The 15,956-nt window shown below is 70.7% G+C and carries 14 protein-coding genes; 10 read left to right on the forward strand and 4 right to left on the reverse strand.

Going from position 1 to position 15,956, the window contains the following annotated elements; genetic code table 11:
* Positions 1–122: 122 nt before the first annotated feature.
* A complete protein-coding gene (locus QQY66_RS31290) occupies positions 123–1,049 on the forward strand; it encodes a serine protease (RefSeq protein ID WP_301983645.1) in 927 nt (308 codons plus the stop codon).
* Positions 1,050–1,078: 29 nt separating this feature from the next.
* On the opposite strand, the gene QQY66_RS31295 is transcribed toward QQY66_RS31290, so the two are convergent.
* The gene (locus QQY66_RS31295; RefSeq protein WP_301983646.1) at positions 1,079–2,698 is read right to left on the reverse strand and encodes an amidohydrolase family protein; all 1,620 of its coding nucleotides are present in this window, start codon (positions 2,696–2,698) and stop codon (positions 1,079–1,081) included.
* Positions 2,699–2,709: 11 nt separating this feature from the next.
* Positions 2,710–3,975: an amino acid deaminase gene (locus tag QQY66_RS31300; protein WP_301983648.1), complete on the reverse strand. Its 1,266-nt coding sequence runs from the start codon at positions 3,973–3,975 to the stop codon at positions 2,710–2,712.
* Positions 3,976–4,111: 136 nt separating this feature from the next.
* Between QQY66_RS31300 and QQY66_RS31305 the strand changes: the two genes are divergently transcribed.
* From QQY66_RS31305 to QQY66_RS31320, 4 genes are all read left to right on the forward strand, one after another.
* Entirely contained in the window at positions 4,112–5,254 is a 1,143-nt protein-coding gene (locus tag QQY66_RS31305; protein ID WP_301983650.1) for a sugar kinase, read from the forward strand.
* Positions 5,251–6,012: an IclR family transcriptional regulator gene (locus tag QQY66_RS31310; protein WP_301983651.1), complete on the forward strand. Its 762-nt coding sequence runs from the start codon at positions 5,251–5,253 to the stop codon at positions 6,010–6,012. The genes QQY66_RS31305 and QQY66_RS31310 overlap by 4 nt, the downstream gene beginning before the upstream one ends.
* The gene (locus QQY66_RS31315; RefSeq protein WP_301983652.1) at positions 6,009–6,419 is read left to right on the forward strand and encodes a RidA family protein; all 411 of its coding nucleotides are present in this window, start codon (positions 6,009–6,011) and stop codon (positions 6,417–6,419) included. Before QQY66_RS31310 ends, QQY66_RS31315 begins: the two co-directional genes overlap by 4 nt.
* A 242-nt stretch (positions 6,420–6,661) precedes the next feature.
* Positions 6,662–7,177 carry a hypothetical protein gene (locus tag QQY66_RS31320; RefSeq protein ID WP_301983653.1) on the forward strand — a complete coding sequence of 172 codons (516 nt, stop codon included), beginning with the start codon at positions 6,662–6,664 and terminating at the stop codon, positions 7,175–7,177.
* On the opposite strand, the gene QQY66_RS31325 is transcribed toward QQY66_RS31320, so the two are convergent.
* On the reverse strand, positions 7,174–8,529 hold the full coding sequence (locus QQY66_RS31325; protein WP_301983655.1) for a M14 family metallopeptidase: 1,356 nt from the start codon (positions 8,527–8,529) through the stop codon (positions 7,174–7,176). The two genes, QQY66_RS31320 and QQY66_RS31325, sit on opposite strands and share 4 nt — an antisense overlap.
* Positions 8,530–8,933: 404 nt before the next feature.
* Here QQY66_RS31325 and QQY66_RS31330 point away from each other — a divergent pair, with 404 nt between their 5' ends.
* From QQY66_RS31330 to QQY66_RS31350, 5 genes are all read left to right on the forward strand, one after another.
* On the forward strand, positions 8,934–11,339 hold the full coding sequence (locus tag QQY66_RS31330; RefSeq protein WP_301983656.1) for a LuxR C-terminal-related transcriptional regulator: 2,406 nt from the start codon (positions 8,934–8,936) through the stop codon (positions 11,337–11,339).
* A 40-nt stretch (positions 11,340–11,379) separates the two neighbouring features.
* Positions 11,380–12,288, forward strand: a complete 909-nt coding sequence (locus tag QQY66_RS31335) for an MEDS domain-containing protein (RefSeq protein ID WP_301983657.1) — start codon at positions 11,380–11,382, stop codon at positions 12,286–12,288.
* A 76-nt stretch (positions 12,289–12,364) separates the two neighbouring features.
* Positions 12,365–12,850 carry an ATP-binding protein gene (locus tag QQY66_RS31340; RefSeq protein ID WP_301983658.1) on the forward strand — a complete coding sequence of 162 codons (486 nt, stop codon included), beginning with the start codon at positions 12,365–12,367 and terminating at the stop codon, positions 12,848–12,850.
* Between the two features lie 93 nt (positions 12,851–12,943).
* Entirely contained in the window at positions 12,944–14,254 is a 1,311-nt protein-coding gene (locus QQY66_RS31345) for an Nramp family divalent metal transporter (RefSeq protein ID WP_301983659.1), read from the forward strand.
* A gap of 27 nt (positions 14,255–14,281) precedes the next feature.
* Positions 14,282–14,731, forward strand: coding sequence for a hypothetical protein (locus tag QQY66_RS31350; protein WP_301983660.1), 450 nt, complete (start codon positions 14,282–14,284; stop codon positions 14,729–14,731).
* On the opposite strand, the gene QQY66_RS31355 is transcribed toward QQY66_RS31350, so the two are convergent.
* Complete coding sequence (locus tag QQY66_RS31355) at positions 14,713–15,951, reverse strand: hypothetical protein (protein WP_301983661.1); 1,239 nt, start codon at positions 15,949–15,951, stop codon at positions 14,713–14,715. The genes QQY66_RS31350 and QQY66_RS31355 overlap by 19 nt on opposite strands.
* Positions 15,952–15,956: the final 5 nt, after the last annotated feature.

Genomic DNA, 15,956 nt, shown 5'->3' on the forward strand with positions numbered 1-15,956 from the left:
GACTGAACTCGCCAGTAAGCAAGTTCTTGTCCGCACCCCCCTCGTGCGTGAGTATGTGCATGACAATAACGTGGGTGGCCGGAGATTCTTCGGTCACCTTCTCCGTATGAGGGGACCCCCACATGAGAAAACCTCTGGTCGTCGGGCTCTGCGCCCTGGCCCTCGCCGGGCTGGGCGCGACTCCCGCGGTCGCGGTCGAGCCCACCCCCACGGGCTCGGTCACGGGCGGGGAACCGGGCACGCTCTCGGGCGCGGTCCACGACGTGGTCACGTCCGCCACGGCGAGTGTTTCCCGGCTCACGGCGCCGAAGGCGCAGGCCGTCTCCTTCGCCGGTACCGTCGCGCTGAGCAACTGCTCCGGCTCGGTCGTCCGCTTCCCGGACTCGGAGGACAACGACCCGGCGCTCGTGATGTCCAACGGCCACTGCCTGGAGTCCGGCTTCCCCGAGCCCGGCAAGGTCATCGTGGACCAGGCCTCCAGCCGCACCTTCAGCCTGCTGAACTCCGCCGGTTCCCGCGTCGCGACTCTGCGGGCCAGCAAGATCGCGTACGCGACGATGACCGACACGGACGTCTCGATGTACCAGCTCACCACCACCTACGGTGCGATCAAGAGCTCGTACGGCATAGACCCGCTGACAATCAGCGAAGCGCGCCCCGCCGCCGGCACCGCCATCACCGTCGTCTCCGGCTACTGGAAGCGGACGTACGCCTGCGACATCGACGGCTTCGCCCACCGCCTCAAGGAGGGCGGCTGGACCTGGAAGGACTCGGTCCGTTACACCGACTCCTGCGACATCATCGGGGGCACCTCGGGCTCGCCGGTGGTCGACAACGCGACCGGTCAGGTCGTCGCCGTCAACAACACCCTCAACGAGGACGGCGCGCGCTGCACCGTGAACAACCCCTGCGAGGTCGCCGAGAACGGCACGGTGACCGTCCACACGGGCATCGGCTACGGCCAGCAGACCTACCAGATGGCGCCCTGCTTCGGCGTCGACAACAAGCTCGACCTGAGCGCGAGCGGCTGCACCCTGCCCAAGCCGTAGGTCGAGCGAAGTAACTCAAGCGACGTGACTCAAGCGAGGGCGGGCGGAGTTCCGCGGACCGCCCGCCCCGCGAGTACGTCCGTCCGCCGCCCGTCCTCGATCACGAACCGCCCGTCGATCAGGACGTGCGGAATGCCCGTCGGCAGCGCCCGCGGTCGCTCGAAGGTCGAACCCGCCGCCACCGTCGCCGGGTCGAACAGCACCAGGTCCGCCCGGTAGCCCTCGCGGACCAGGCCCCGGTCCGGAAGCCGCAGCCGCGCGGCCGGGCGCGAGGTGAGATGGGCGACGCATTCTTCCAGGGACAGCACGCCCAACTTCCGTACGTACCGGCCGAGATACTGCGGGAACGTCCCGTACGCGCGCGGATGCGGCTTCGTCCCCTGGAGGATGCCGTCCGAGCCGCCCGTGTGGACCGGGTGCCGCATGATCGCGCGGACGTTCTCCTCGTGGCCCACGTGCTGGAGGATCGTCGAACCGAGCCGGTCCTCCAGGAGCAGACGCCGGGCGGTCACCCAGGGAGCCTCTCCGCGCAGGTCCGCCGACTCCTGAACCGTACGGCCCACATAGTCGTCGAGGCCGGTCCCGCTCACGCCCGAGATCTCGATCGTGTCCCACTCGATGGGCACGCCATGGCATCCGTCGGCGCCCACGACCTCCATGTGATGGCGGATCCGCTCGGCCGTCTCCTCGTCCGCGAGCCGCTTGAGGATCGCCTCCGGACCGCCCTCGCTCGCCCAGCTCGGCAGCATGGCGACCAGCGTGGTGCAGCCGGGTGTGTAGGGGTACGTGTCGAGGCTGATGTCGGCTCCGGCGGCCAGCGCGTCGTCGAGCAGCGTCAGCAGCTCGGGCGCCCGCCCCTTGTTCACGCCGAAGTTCATGGTGGCGTGGGCGAGATGGAGCGCGCAGCCCGCCTCCCGGGTCAGGGCGACCATCTCCTCGTACGCCTGAAGCGCGCCCGCGCCGTACGAGCGGTGGTGCGGGCAGTAGTAGCCGCCGTACTCCGCCACCACCCGGCACAGCTCGGTGAGCTCGGCGTCCTTGGCGTACATGCCGGGGGCGTAGGTGAGCCCCGACGACATGCCGACCGCGCCCTGCCGCATCCCCTCCGCGACCAACTGCCGCATACGGTCCAGCTCTTCGGGCGTCGCCTCCCGGTCCTCCCAGCCGACGGCGAGCATACGGACCGTGCCCTGGGGGATGAGATACGCGGCGTTCACCGCGATCCCGCGATCCAGCCGGTCCAGATACTCGCCCACCGACCGCCAGTCGAAGTCGATGTCGTCACCGTTGCCGTTCCAGCCGGTGATCGCACGGCGCACCTCCGCGAGCGTGCGGTCGTCGACCGGCGCGTACGACAGCCCGTCCTGGCCGATGACTTCGAGGGTGACCCCCTGTGCGGCCTTGGCGCTGTGGTCGGGGTCGCGGAGCAGGGCGAGGTCGCTGTGGGCGTGCATGTCGATGAAGCCGGGGGAGAGGACGAGCCCTTCGGCATCCAGCTCTCTGGTCGCCTTGGGCCGTTGACAGCCCGCCGCCGCGGCCTCCTTCACGATCGACACGATCCTGCCGTCACCGACGACCACATCGGCGCGGTACGCGGGCGCACCCGAGCCGTCGACCACGTCCGCGTCACGGACGACGAGATCTGCCATGACCGGGCCTCCTAGAAGAACGTACGGATGTAGTCGACGACCGTCCCGTCCGCCTCCGCGACCGGGATCAGCTGCCACTTGTCGAAGGACGTGCACGGGTGCGACAGTCCCATGCCCAGCCAGTCGCCCACTTCGAGGTCGGCCTCCGGGGCCGTGCGGAGCCACGCGTGCTGGTCGGAGAGGCTTGTGACCTCGATGCCGGTCGCCGGGTGCTCGGTGCCGTCCCGCCGTACGACCTGTGCGAAGGGCAGATCCAGGTCGTACGCCGCGTCCCGCTTGCCCGCGTTGGCGAAGGCCTGCTCGGGCGAGGGGCGGGAGACGACCTGCGCCCACAGGCGGAACGCGGGCTCCAGCGCGCCCTCCTCGGGGACACGGGTGAAGGGCGTCAGCTTGCGGTAGTGGCCGTCGTCGTGCGAGACGTAGGCGCCCGAACGCAGCAACTTCAGTACGGGGCCGCCGAGTTCCGGGATCTCCGCGAAGACGTCGGCCACCGCGTCGAACCAGGCGCTGCCGCCGGCGCTGACGACGATCTCGTCCGGGCCCGTGAACCGCCCCGCCTTGTCGAAGTCGACGGCCAGCGCGACGAGCCGCCGCAGCCACGCGCGCACCCGCTCCGGATCGGCCCGCGGGACCTCGCCCTCGTACCCCGCGACACCGACGAGACGCAGGGTCCGCGTGGCCGCCACGGCGTCCGCGACCGCCGCGCACTCCGCGTCCGTGCGGGCTCCGGTACGGGTGCCCTCACCGGCGGCGAGCTCGACGACGACATCCAGCGGGCGTTCCGCACCCCGCAGCACGGCGTCCATCTGCTCGACGCCGCGCACGGAGTCGACGTAGCAGCTGAACCGGAAGTCCGGGTCCGAGGCCAGCTCGGCGGCGATCCACCGCAGAGCCGCCGGATCCACTACCTCATTGGCCAGGAAGATCCGCTGAATGCCGAAGGCCCGCGCCACCCGCACCTGGTGCGGCACGGCGAGGGTGATGCCCCAGGCGCCGTGCTCGATCTGGCGGTGGAAGAGCTGCGGGGCCATGGAGGTCTTGCCGTGCGGGGCGAAGGCGAGACCGTGGCGGATCGTGTACGACTCCATGAGCGCGAGATTGTGTTCCAGCCGCTCGGCGGAGAGGGCGAGCACCGGCGTGGCGAAACCGCCGGTGAAGAGATTGCGGCGCTGGGCCGTCAGCTCGGCGACGGTCAGGCCGTCGGCGTCCGGCGGGAGGCCCTTGAAGCGGTGGTCGACACGTTCCTCGGCCAGGCGGGCGAGCGCTTCAACGGCCATCGGACCTCCCGGATCAGGGGCGTTGCATTTACTGCAATGTTCATTGCGTATGTCGCTGACCGCTGTCTAACATCTCGGCCAACGCGGGGTCAACGGAGCAGCCGACAACCGCACCACCCGAGGAGCTACGACCATCGTGACCGTCACCGGACCCTGCAATGCCCCCGACGTCGTGGACGTCGTCGCGCTCGGCGAGTCCATGGTCACGTTCCTGCCCACCCGCCCGGGCCGCCTCGCCGACGTCCCGTCCTTCGACCGCGGAATCGGCGGCGCGGAATCCAACGTGGCGTGCGTGCTGGCCGCCGCCGGGCATTCGGCCCGGTGGGTGAGCCGGGTCGGCACGGACGGCTTCGGCGACCACCTGACCGAGGCGATCGGGGGGTACGGCGTCGACGTGTCGGCGGTGCGGAGGGATTCGGAGCGCCCGACGGGGGTGTACTTCCGCACGGCGGGGGACCGGGCGACCGATGCGCACGAGGTGGCGTACTACCGGGCGGGGTCGGCTGCGTCGGCCATGGCGGTGGAGAACGTGGACATGGGGGCGGTGCGGGCGGGGAGGGTGCTGCACCTGTCCGGGATCACGGCGGCGCTGTCCGAGGGGTGCTTGCAGTTGGTGCGGGAACTGACGTCCCTGTGTCGAGGGCGGCAGCTTGTCTCGTTCGACGTGAACTATCGGCCGGGGCTGTGGAGGGATGCCGACAGTGCGGGCGTGCTGCTGGAGTTGGCGCGTGACGCGGACATCGTGTTCGTAGGAGAAGACGAGGCGGAGGAGGCCTGGGGGGTCACAGGCGGGCCGGCGGCAATCAGGGAGCTACTGCCGGAGCCGGGGACAGTGGTGGTGAAGCAGGGGGCGCGCGGGGCGACGGCGTCCGTCAGGCTGCGGGCAGTCGTGCCGCCTGGGGCGGCACGGGTGGGCGCAGGCGGCACCCCGTCAGCGCCGGGCCGCGCGACCCACCCCCGGCCCACCGCAACGCCGGTCACCTTCGTCCCCGCCCTCAATGTCACCCCCGTAGCCGCGGTCGGCGCAGGCGACGCCTTCGCCGCCGGCTTCCTCTCCGGCGCCCTCCGCGAACTCCCCGTCCGCGACCGCCTCCGCCACGGCCACCTCATGGCCGCCGCCACCCTCACCGCCCCCGGCGACCTCGCACCCCCACCCCACCGCGCCCACGCCGACCGCCTCGCCGCCCTCGACGACAAGACGTGGGGGACACTTCGACTCGGCCCAGGCTGGACGAGCCAGACCGAACACCGGGCCGAGGAGGAGGTACGCACCCCATGAGCCAGACCGTCGACCGCGCACTGAGCATCCTGCCGCTGCTCGCCGAGGGCCCCGCCGACCTCGGTCAGGTCGCCGACCGCCTGGGCGTCCACAAGTCCACGGCGCTGCGCCTCCTCCGCACGCTCCACGAGCACGGCATGGTCTACCGCCAGTCCGACCAGCGCTACCGCCTCGGCGCCCGCCTCATCGCCCTCGCCCAGGAGGCGATGGAGAACCTCGACATCCGCGAGATCGCCCACCCCCACCTCGTACGCCTCAACGAGCAGTGCGGACACACCGTCCACCTCGCCGTGTACGAGGAGGACGAGGTCCTCTACATCGACAAGGTGGAGAGCCGCTACCCGGTGCGGATGTACTCGCGGATCGGGAAACCGGTGGCCATCACCGTCGCCGCCGTCGCCAAGCTGCTGCTCGCCGACCTCCCCGAGCACGAGCGCCGTGCCCTCGCGGAGAAGCTCGACTACCCCATGTACACGGCCCGTTCGACGCCCCATCCGGACGCCTTCCTCAGGGAACTGGCCAAAGTGCGCGAACAGGGCTGGGCCACCGATCTCGGCGGCCACGAGGAGTCCGTCAACTGCGTCGCCGCGCCCATCCGCGGCGCCGACGGCCGGGTCGCCGCCGCGATGTCGGTGTCCGCGCCCAACGTCGTCGTCACCGCCGACGAACTCCTCACCCTGCTCCCGCTGGTCCGCCGCACCGCGGACGCGATCAGCGGCGAGTACTCCGGCAGGACCTCGACGAAGGATGACGTATGACCGACAAGATCGCCCTCACCCCCAAGACCCACACCACGCCGCCCGCGAAGTTCTCGCACGGAGTGAAGAAGGGCAACATCCTCCAGGTTGCCGGCCAGGTCGGCTTCCTGCCCGCGGTCGAGGGACAGCCCCCGACGCCGGCCGGCCCGACCCTGCGGGAGCAGACCCTCCAGACCCTCGCCAACGTCAAGGCGATCCTGGAGGAGGGCGGGGCCTCCTGGGACGACGTGATGATGATCCGCGTCTATCTGACGGACGTCGCCCACTTCGCCGAGATGAACGAGATCTACGACCGGTATTTCGAGGAGCAGAGCCTTACCCAGGCAGCGGCTGCTCGGACCACGGTGTATGTGGGGCTGCCCAGGGGGCTGCTGGTTGAGATTGACGCCTTGGCTGTACTCGGCTGATTGGTCGAAGCTCCCACAAGAACTCCGACTCGACCAGCAGGCCCATGCCGCGAGGGCGTTGTGAAACCTGTTGCATGAGCTCTTCGCCGTCTCCGGGGCGCGCCTGGACCGTGCTGGAGACGCTGCTGTCGGTCGTGGGCTTCGTCGTGGCGGCCGTACTCAGTCTGTTCATGTAGTCGTCTGATAACGAAGTCGGGGGCGGGCTGTGTACGACACAGGATCGTCGACCATACTGCTGCGCTGTGGAGCAGCGCATAGGTTCGAGCAGCCAGCCCCTGGACGGCGCCGGGGTCGACCCGGCCTTCATCCCCGGGATCACCCCACCCGTGTCCGAAGAGCCGGAGGACGTGAAGCCTCAGGACACGGAGGCGGACGAGCCGGTCGAGGAGGAGACTCCCGAGGAGCCCGCCGCCTCCGAAGAGGAGGAGCGGGAGCCCGAAGAGGAGGCGGAGGAGGCCCCCGACGGGCCCGTCTTCGCGGCCTCCGACCGCCGCGCCAAGATAGTCGCCGACCACCGTGGCGTACGACTGTCCCTGGACGACCAGGAATGCGAGTTCCGCTGGGACGAGATCGGTGCGGTCGAGACGGAGTCCCCCCGCTTCGGCAAGCGTTTCACCATCACGGTGCACACCCCTGACCGCCGCTGGTACCCGATCGAGATCGAGGCGACGGCCAGGAGCAGCTTCAGTGAGTGGGAGTCACAGCTGGACGCGGTGCTGGACGCCTACTTCGAGGAGTCCGAAGAGGAGTCCGACTAACTGCAGTACTGGGCTTCCTTCCCGATCGACCGGTACATACAGTCCGCGTTCTCCAGCAACTGCAGTACCGCATCCCGGTTCCGGGACGTCTCCCGCTCGATCACCTCGTCGGGCGGGTAGAAGCCACCCCCGGAGCTCGACCGCGGATACATCTCGAAGGTGTACCCGAAGATCTTCTGGTTCCCCCACAGCCAGTCGTCGATCGACCCGTCGGTGATGTACAGGTCACTGGACTGCTCGGGCGTATAGCCGTTGCTGGCGGCCATCTTCCCGCCCACCGTGGCGAAGGCGTTGCGGTCGTCGGCCGTCATGCCGGTCGTCGTGTCGGCGGTGGTGTACCCGAAGGGCCACAGCACCAGCTCGCTGTACGTGTGGAAGTCGATCCCCGCCTTGATCTGCTGCACACCGCCGACGACCCGGCTGCGCACGAAGTTCGCGACCACCTTCACCTCGGTCGCGGATTCGGCGGCACTGCCCCGGTACGTGTCCGAGGACGTCGACCCCGACGACCCGCCGCAGCAGCCCCACCGGTAGTTCCAGTTCCGGTTGAGGTCGGTGCCGACGTACGACGAACCGGAGTTGGGCTGCCGGTTCTTCCGCCAGGAGCGGTAGGAGCCGCTCGCGATGTCGTACTCGCCACCGTCGGGGTTGAGGTCGGGGACGATCCAGATCTCGCGGTTGTTCACCATGCTGGTGACACGGGAGTCGGTGCCGTAGTCGGACGTCAACTCCCGCAGCAGATACAGCGCCATCTCGACGGTGAGGTGCTCACGCGCGTGCTGGTGGTGCGTGAACAGCACCTCCGGCTCGGACTCGTCGGTGCCGACGTTGTCGCTGATCTTGATGGCGACGATGTTCCGGCCCTGGTACGACGTGCCGATGGTCCGCTGGCTGGCGATGCTCGGGTTGGCCGAGACGAGGGAGTTGATCTCGCTCGTCATCTCGGCGTAGTTGTGGTACCTGGAGTCGGCCGACGGGAAGTCGAGCAGCCGTACGTCGTCCTCGCCCGCCGAGCGGTCCGGGACCGCGCCCAACGGCGTCACCTCGTAGCCGAGTTGACGCAGCTTCTTGATCTGGCCGGCGCGGCCCGAGACGACCAGGCCGTGGTCGTCGGCCTCGTCGACCGTCACGCCGGCCTGCTGGATCGCCGTACGGTCCTTGACCGTCGAGTGCATATGGACCTCGTACTGGCGGACGTCGTCCGCCGAGGCCGTGGGGCGGGCGCCGCCGTCCGCGGTGGCGGTCGGGGCCGTCGCGGCGAGGGGTGCCGCGAGCGCGAAGGCGGCGAGGGCGGCCAGCGCGGCGGTTCGTCTGCCGCCTCGCGCGCCTGAGCCGCGTATGCGAAGTCGCATGAAATCTCCTTGTTTCTCCAGTAGTTCCGGGGTCTCCGGAGTGGGGAGTGGAGCTGGGGGGTGTCTCTCTGCGACGTGCCTGGTGCGGGTGTGGCGCTCATGGTGGAGGTATGGCATGGCCCGGTCAAGAGTTGGCCAGGAGTCAGTGGCCGAAAATCGACCGCGCAGTGTACGCGCGCCCGTCCCGGCAGACCCGGACCCTGACGAAGTGCACCCGACGGTGTGACCGCGGCGTGCAAATATGCAATCCGCCGGGGGAGAGTGGGGAGTGCGCGTAAGGGGAGTCACACCCTCCGGCTCGGCGCAGGCCGCATGGAACCCACCCACGGATCCAAGCACGCCACCCCCCCCGGATCACACCCCCGGCTTTCCTCGGACCCCCACACCCCAAGGACTGGCTGATCATGGGCGGATCAGCGCCACGACGGGACCGTCACCTGCCGGCCGAGACGACCAGCTTCGTCGACCGCCGGGACGAACTGGCCGAAGGCCGCGAGCTGTTGGCCCGCGCCCGGCTGGTCACGCTCACCGGTCCCGGCGGCGTCGGCAAGACCCGGCTCGCCGCGCGCCTCGCGGCCCGGGTCGCCCGCGCCTTCCCGGACGGCGTCCGCTTCGTGCACCTGGCGGGCCTCCACGACCCGGCGCTCGTCCCGCTCGCCGCCGCCGACGCCCTCGGCCTGCACGACCACTCCACGCAGCCCCCGCTGGACGCGCTCGTGGAACAGGTACGGGACCGGCGGCTGCTCCTCGTCGTCGACAACTGCGAGCATCTGCTGACCACCTGCGCCGAACTCGCCGCCGCCCTGCTGCGCGGCACCACCGGCGTCCGCGTCCTCGCCACCAGCCGCCACCGCCTGGGCCTCACCGAGGAACACCTCCTGGACGTACGGCCGTTGCCGGTCCCCGACCCGGACGGCGACCTCTCCGCCGCCGACGGCTACCCCGCCCTCGCCCTCTTCGCCGACCGCGCCGCCGCCGTCGTCCCCGGCTTCCGCCTCACCGCCGCCAACCGGGCCGCCGTCGCCCGGCTGTGCCGACGGCTCGACGGCCTCCCGCTCGCCATCGAACTCGCCGCCGTCCGGATGCGCGTCCTCGGCGTCGAGCAGCTCCTCGACCGCCTCGACGACCGCTACCGCCTGCTGAACGCCGGCAGCCCGGCCGCCCTGCCCCGGCACCGGACCCTGTGCGCCGCCATCGACTGGAGCCACGAACTGTGCACCGAACGCGAACAGCTGGTGTGGGCGCGCGCCTGCGTGCTGGCCGGCAGCTTCGACCTGGACACGGCGGAGGCCGTGTGCGCGGACGGCGAGCGCAGCGAGATGGGGGTACCCCCGGCCGAAGGCTGGGGGAGAAGCGAGATGGGGGTCCCCCCGGCCGGAGGCTGGGGGAAGGTCGGCGCGCACGACGTCCTCGAAGCCGTCGCCGGACTTGTCGACAAGTCGGTGCTGTGCCGGGAGTCGGGCCCTGACGGGGTGCGCTACCGGCTGCTGTTCACCCTTCGCCACTACGGCCTGGAGCGGCTGCGCCGGCTGCCCGGCGAGGAGACCGCCGCCCGGCGCCGCCAGCGCGATTGGATGCTGGCGTGCGCAGCCGCCCGCGAACGCACCTGGTTCGGACCCGGACAGCGGGAGACCGTCACCCGGCTCCGAGCCGACCAGGACAACCTGCGCGCTGCCCTCGACTTCTGCCTCACCGCCCCGGGCGAACGCCTCGCCGGACTGCGGCTCGCGGGCACCCTCTGGTTCTACTGGCATGCCTGCGGCGCACCCCGCGAAGGCCGCTACTGGCTCGACCGCGCCCTTGACGCCAACCCCGAGCCGACCCCCGAACGCGCCCGTGGCCTGTGGGTCGCCGGCCTCCTCGCCGCCGCCACCCAGGACCTCACCCGAGGCCTGGGCCTCGCCAAGGACGCCCGCCGCCTCGCCCGTCACCTCGGCGACCCGGCCGAGACCGCCCACGCCGAGTACGTCATCGGCGTCCTCCAACTCTTCGGCAACGATCTCCAGATCGCCCTCGCCCACTTCGAGACCGCCGTCGCCCGCGGTCGCGCCCCCGGCCAGCACCTCAGCATGCACGGCCTCGACAAGGTCGAACTCGCCTGCGCCCTCGCCCTGCTGGGCCAGGCCGACCGTGCCGTCGCCGTCTGCGAGGCCGCGCTGCCCGAATGCGCCGAGCACGACGAGGACTGGGTGCGCTCCTACCTGCTGCGGATCCTCGCCCTCGCCCACACCGTCCGCCAGGACTGGCCACGCGCCGAACGGCACGCCCTCGACGCGCTGCGCCGCAAACTCGACGTCAACGACGCCATCGGCATCGGACTCACCCTCGACCTGCTCGCCGTGATCTCCGCCGAACGCGGCAGCCCGGAACGCGCCGCCGTCCTGCTCGGCGCCGCCGACCGCGTATGGGCGGACATCGACAAAGGCCGCTGGGGCTCGGACGCCCTCAACTCCGCACGGAGACAGTGCGAGAAACGGGCGCGCGAGACGCTGGACGGGCCCGCCTTCCAGCGGTCGTACGACCGCGGTGGTGCGTACGGCCTGACCGAGGCCGTCGCCTACGCGCTCAGCGACGAGCAGCCGCCCGAGGAGAACGACGAGAGCACCGAGCGGCCCTCCAACGGCGTCCGCCTCACCCGCCGTGAGACGGAGGTCGCCGCGCTCGTCGCCGAAGGGCTCGCCAACCAGCAGATCGCCGACCGACTGGTGATCGCCCGCCGAACCGCCGAAGGCCATGTGGAACGCATCCTCAGCAAGCTCGGCTTCAGCAACCGCAGCCAGATCGCCGCCTGGGTGGCGGCCCAGCGCTGAACCCGTCAGGCACCTCCCTCCCAGACCTCGAAGGGAACCCGTGACCATCCATCCCGCCCTCGCCCACGGGGCGTTCGACCACCGTATGGCCGTCTTCGGCACGGACGACGCATTCGTCGCCGCCGCCCTGCCGTTCCTCACCGAAGGCCTCGGCGCCCCCGGCGAACCCCCGCCCGTCGCCATCGCCGCCCCCGGCAAGCTGGACCTGCTGCGGGACGCCCTCGGCGGTGACGCCAAGAGCGTCGGCCTGATCCCGCAGACCGACTGGTACACCGGCAATGCCGCCAACGCCGTCGCCCAGGGCGCCGGTTACCTCGCCGCGCACGCCGGACCCGGCGGCCGTATCCACCTCCTCATGGAACCCGTCTGGGACGGCCGCGCCGGACGCTCACCCCGCGAGACCGCCGAGTGGATCCGCTACGAGGCCCTCGCCAACCTCCTCTTCGCGCCGCTCGCGACCACCGCGATGTGCGCGTACGACACCCGCACCGCCGGAGCCGCCATCGTCGCCGCCGCCCGCCGCGCCCACCCCGGCACGGGGGCCTACGTGGACCCGGTCACGCTCGCCGCCGAGCTGGACGCCGTACCGCTGCCGGAGCCTCCGGCGGACGCGCAGCTCCTCCACCACCCGGACCCGGACGCGCTGTGCGCCGGGGCGGTCGCCCGTGGACTGTCCGCCGCGGACGCCGAGTTGTTCGCCGGCTCCGTCCTCGCGGCGGCGGCCTCCCTCGGACCGGTCACCGGTGCGCTGCTGTGGGGCGCCGCGCCCGCCTGCGTCTGCGAGCTGCGCACCACGCGCCGCGTCGCCGACCCGCTCGCCGGGTTCGTCCCGCCGCCCGACGCCGAACTCGAGCCGGAGCAGGGGCTGTGGTTCGCCCGGCAGGTGTGCGCGTACGTCGATGTGCGCGACGACGCGGAGGGGGCGACCGTACGCCTGCAGTACGCGTAGCCGTACGTCGACGCAGGTACGGAAACAGGTAGTCCTCCCCGTGTGCGGTACCCGCGGGGAGGACACCGTAGGAACCATGCTGCAACTCTCCGGGGGACGCCTCCCGGAACCCGGTCCCAGGTACGGCGCCTACCCCCAACCGCCCTTGGGGGCGGGCCACTCGAGCGTCGAATACGAGCCGCGTGCGACTGCCGTCGGCGAGGCGCGCAGGGAGGTTCGCCGGCAGCTGGAGATATGGGGACTGGCCGAGCGGGACGACGTGGCCGACACGGCCGAGCTGCTCGTCAGCGAGCTGGCGACCAACGCGCTGCTGCACTCCGAGAGCAGGTTCACGCTCACCATGACCGCCGCGCACGGTGTTCTGCGGTGTGAGGTCGCTGACGCGGGTGACGGACAGCCGCGAGTTCTGGACGCGGGGACGTCGGAGAGCGGTCGGGGGATGTTTCTGGTCGACGCGCTGGCGCTCCGCTGGGGGTGGCAGGACGACGGGGCGGGGACGACTGTTTGGTTCGAACTCGGCACGTGTGGGTGTGCGTTGGGTGGTTCTTCGGGCTGCGGGTAGTGGGGGCTGGTCGCGCAGTTCCCCGCGCCCCTTTTGGGTTGGTCGGCGCGCGACCTCTTGTATGCGCAGCTCTTTTGCGCTTTCTTGATCGGCATGGCGGAGACGACGGGAAACCAGGCGACGGGGCAGGCCACCACCGCACCTCGCAAGTCCAGTTGGAAGTACATCGGGCCCGGCATCGTCGTCGCGGCGACCGGCGTGGGTGCCGGGGACCTGGTGGCGACGCTGATCGCGGGCAGCAACTTCGGGTACACGCTGCTGTGGGCCGCCGTCATCGGATGTGTGGTGAAGATCTCGTTGGCCGAGGCGGCGGGGCGCTGGCATCTGTCGACGGGGCGGACCCTGTTCGACGGGTGGGCGAGTCTGGGGCGTTGGACGACGTGGTTCTTCGTCGTCTACGTCGTGATCTGGGGCTTTGTCTATGGCGCGGCGGCGATGTCGTCCAGCGCGCTCCCGCTCCAGGCCCTGTTCCCGGACGTGATGGACCTCAAGTGGTGGGGCATCGCCTGCGGCCTGGTCGGCCTGGTCTTCGTCTGGTTCAACAAGTACGCGGTGTTCGAGAAGGTCATGACGGTGCTGGTCGGCGTCATGTTCGTGGTGACCGTCTATCTGGCGATCCGGGTCACGCCGAACCTCGGGGACGCCTTCGCCGGTCTGCTGCCGGTGCTGCCCGACGAGAAGGACTCGATCCTCAACACACTGGGCCTGATCGGTGGCGTCGGCGGCACCATCACGCTGGCCGCGTACGGGTACTGGGTCAACGCCAAGGGGTGGACGAACACCGGGTGGATGAAGGTGATGCGCCTGGACAACCGGGTCGCCTACGCCACGACCGGCGTCTTCGTCGTCGCCATGCTCTTCGTCGGCGCGGAGATGCTGCACTCCGCGAACATCGCCATCGCCAGCGGCGACAAGGGCCTCATCCAGCTGGGCGACATCCTGGAGGACGAGTACGGCTCGGTGACGGCCAAGTTCTTCCTGATCGGCTTCTTCGCCACCTCCTTCACCTCCCTCATCGGCGTCTGGCACGGCGTGAGCCTGATGTTCGCGGACTTCGTGGCCCGGCAGCAGAAGCGCGAGAAGGCGACGGGCGAGGAGGTGGCGTCCGGCGAGCGCGAGCGGTCCTGGCCGTTCCGCGCCTACCTGCTGTGGCTCACCTTCCCGCCCATGGTCCTGCTCTTCGAGGGCCAGCCCTTCCGCCTGGTCATCATCTACGGCGTCCTGGGCGCGGCCTTCCTCCCCTTCCTCGCCGGCACCCTGATCTGGCTCCTCAACACCTCACGCACCCCGCGCGAATGGCGCAGCGGTCCGCTGAGCAACGCGATGCTCGCGATCGCCGGGCTGCTGTTCCTGGTGCTGTGCGTGAAGCAGATCTGGGACCAGCCGTGGTCTGAGTTCTTCTAGCTCCTCGGGCCGCGTTACCGTGCGCTCATGCAGCAGCCCGATCCCGGCCCACCGCCGTCAACACCGCCCGGCTTCGGCCCGCCCCCGCAGCCGTACGTCCCCGCGCCCCCCGGCCCACCGCCGTATGCCCCGCCCCAGGCTCCGCCTGCCCAGCAGCCGTACGCACCCCACCCCGCGCCGATACCGCCCCACCCGGTCCCCGCGGGCCCGGAGTTCCTGGCCGTGGACCGGCGCAACGCCGTCGTCGTGGACGCCTCCGGGGTCTCCTTCGAGAACCACGGCATGAACCTCGACCTGACCTGGCCCGAGATCCGCAGCGTCCACTACAAGGCGAACGGCAACGTCCTCGTCGTCGGGGTCGTCCACGTCGACGGGCGGTTCTACGAGTGCGCGGTCGACGCCAGGCGCGGCGATCGGCTGCGGGAGTGGTTCGGTCAGCTGGCGGGCGTACTGGGGCACTACCGGCCCATGGGCTGAACCCACTTCGGGCTGAGGGCGATCTCCCGCAGCTCCTTCAAGGTCAGGGCCGGGGTCTCGCGGCTGGGGGCGCTGTGCTGGTCGGCGGCGTTGAAGGCGCTGACGACGACTCGCAGGCCGTCGGTCCGGAGGGTGTCGGCGGTCCACATGACGGTCCCGGAGACGCCCTTGTCGCCCGAGCTCTCACGGGTGACGACCTTCGTGCCGTCGTCCAGGGTCTCGGCGTCCGAGCCGAACAGCTCGTCTTCGACGTCCTTCATGCCGGGCTGCACATCGACCTGGACGTAGCTCTTGCCCTTGCCGTCGTCGATGACGAGGTACGTGTAGTCCGTGCCCCTGGTGACCACCTCGACGTCCTTCGGAAGAAGCCCGATGAGTGTCGTCAGGGTCGTGGTGATGTCGGGACCGTCGGGCGGCGTGCCCTTGAGTTCCTGAGGGATGACGGCGATGACCGGCCTCCACTGCGACGCGGTGACGAACGCCTTCAGCTCTGCCGTCGACAGCGGCGGTTCCGGCCGGCTGACCGGCTCGCCCTTCTGGGCGGGGGCGTTCCACTCGCTCAGGCCGATGTGCTGCCCGTGGGAGGTGACGAGCTCCGCGCGCCACAGCTTCGTCTCCTCGCGGCGGTCCGGATACTCGTACCCCTGGAAGAGCATCAGCGTCGAGCCGCCGACCAGCCTGGTCGTGGTGCAACTGTCGTACGGAGTCAGCGCCTTGTCCGGACAGGTGGTGAGGTCGCGGGCCTCCGCGCTCCCCGGCTCGACCCGGTTCAGGCTGAGTCCCATCGCCGCCGGACCCTGGCCGTCGTCGTAGACGAGGCTGGTGTACGACGGGTAGCTGTCGGTGCTGCTGGCCACCTCCTGGGAGAACTCCCCCTCGGGGAGCAGCGACTTGAACATCTTGAGCACCTCCTCGGCCGTGATGGCGTTGGGCTCGGGCGTGGCCGAAGAGGCGGGCGCGGTCGTCGTACGCCCGGATCCGACGGACTGCTGTCCGCCGCCGTCGCTCCAGGGCACGGCCAGCGCGCCGCCCAGGCCCACGAGGGCGATGGCCGCCGCGCTGCCGACGACCGCGGCCCGGCGGCGCAGCCGCAGCCGGTGGCCGCGGGCCTGACCGGCGGCGGCGAGGGCTGACCGGTCGGTGTCGAAGGTGTCGCCGGTGTCGCGCAGGGCGTTGCCGAGCTGGTGCTCGAAGAGGTCTTCCTGGTGTTCGGAGGGCATGACAA

The organism is Streptomyces sp. DG2A-72 (assembly GCF_030499575.1).
Classification (GTDB): domain Bacteria; phylum Actinomycetota; class Actinomycetes; order Streptomycetales; family Streptomycetaceae; genus Streptomyces.

Coding starts and splice junctions, on each gene's coding strand:
- QQY66_RS31310 (WP_301983651.1), top strand. CDS start 5,251: ATGAGCCAGACCGTCGACCGCGCACTGAGCATCCTGCCGCTGCTCGCC.
- QQY66_RS31295 (WP_301983646.1), bottom strand. CDS start 2,698: ATGGCAGATCTCGTCGTCCGTGACGCGGACGTGGTCGACGGCTCGGGT.
- QQY66_RS31325 (WP_301983655.1), bottom strand. CDS start 8,529: ATGCGACTTCGCATACGCGGCTCAGGCGCGCGAGGCGGCAGACGAACC.
- QQY66_RS31350 (WP_301983660.1), top strand. CDS start 14,282: ATGCAGCAGCCCGATCCCGGCCCACCGCCGTCAACACCGCCCGGCTTC.
- QQY66_RS31330 (WP_301983656.1), top strand. CDS start 8,934: ATGGGCGGATCAGCGCCACGACGGGACCGTCACCTGCCGGCCGAGACG.
- QQY66_RS31355 (WP_301983661.1), bottom strand. CDS start 15,951: ATGCCCTCCGAACACCAGGAAGACCTCTTCGAGCACCAGCTCGGCAAC.
- QQY66_RS31315 (WP_301983652.1), top strand. CDS start 6,009: ATGACCGACAAGATCGCCCTCACCCCCAAGACCCACACCACGCCGCCC.
- QQY66_RS31300 (WP_301983648.1), bottom strand. CDS start 3,975: ATGGCCGTTGAAGCGCTCGCCCGCCTGGCCGAGGAACGTGTCGACCAC.
- QQY66_RS31290 (WP_301983645.1), top strand. CDS start 123: ATGAGAAAACCTCTGGTCGTCGGGCTCTGCGCCCTGGCCCTCGCCGGG.
- QQY66_RS31345 (WP_301983659.1), top strand. CDS start 12,944: ATGGCGGAGACGACGGGAAACCAGGCGACGGGGCAGGCCACCACCGCA.
- QQY66_RS31340 (WP_301983658.1), top strand. CDS start 12,365: ATGCTGCAACTCTCCGGGGGACGCCTCCCGGAACCCGGTCCCAGGTAC.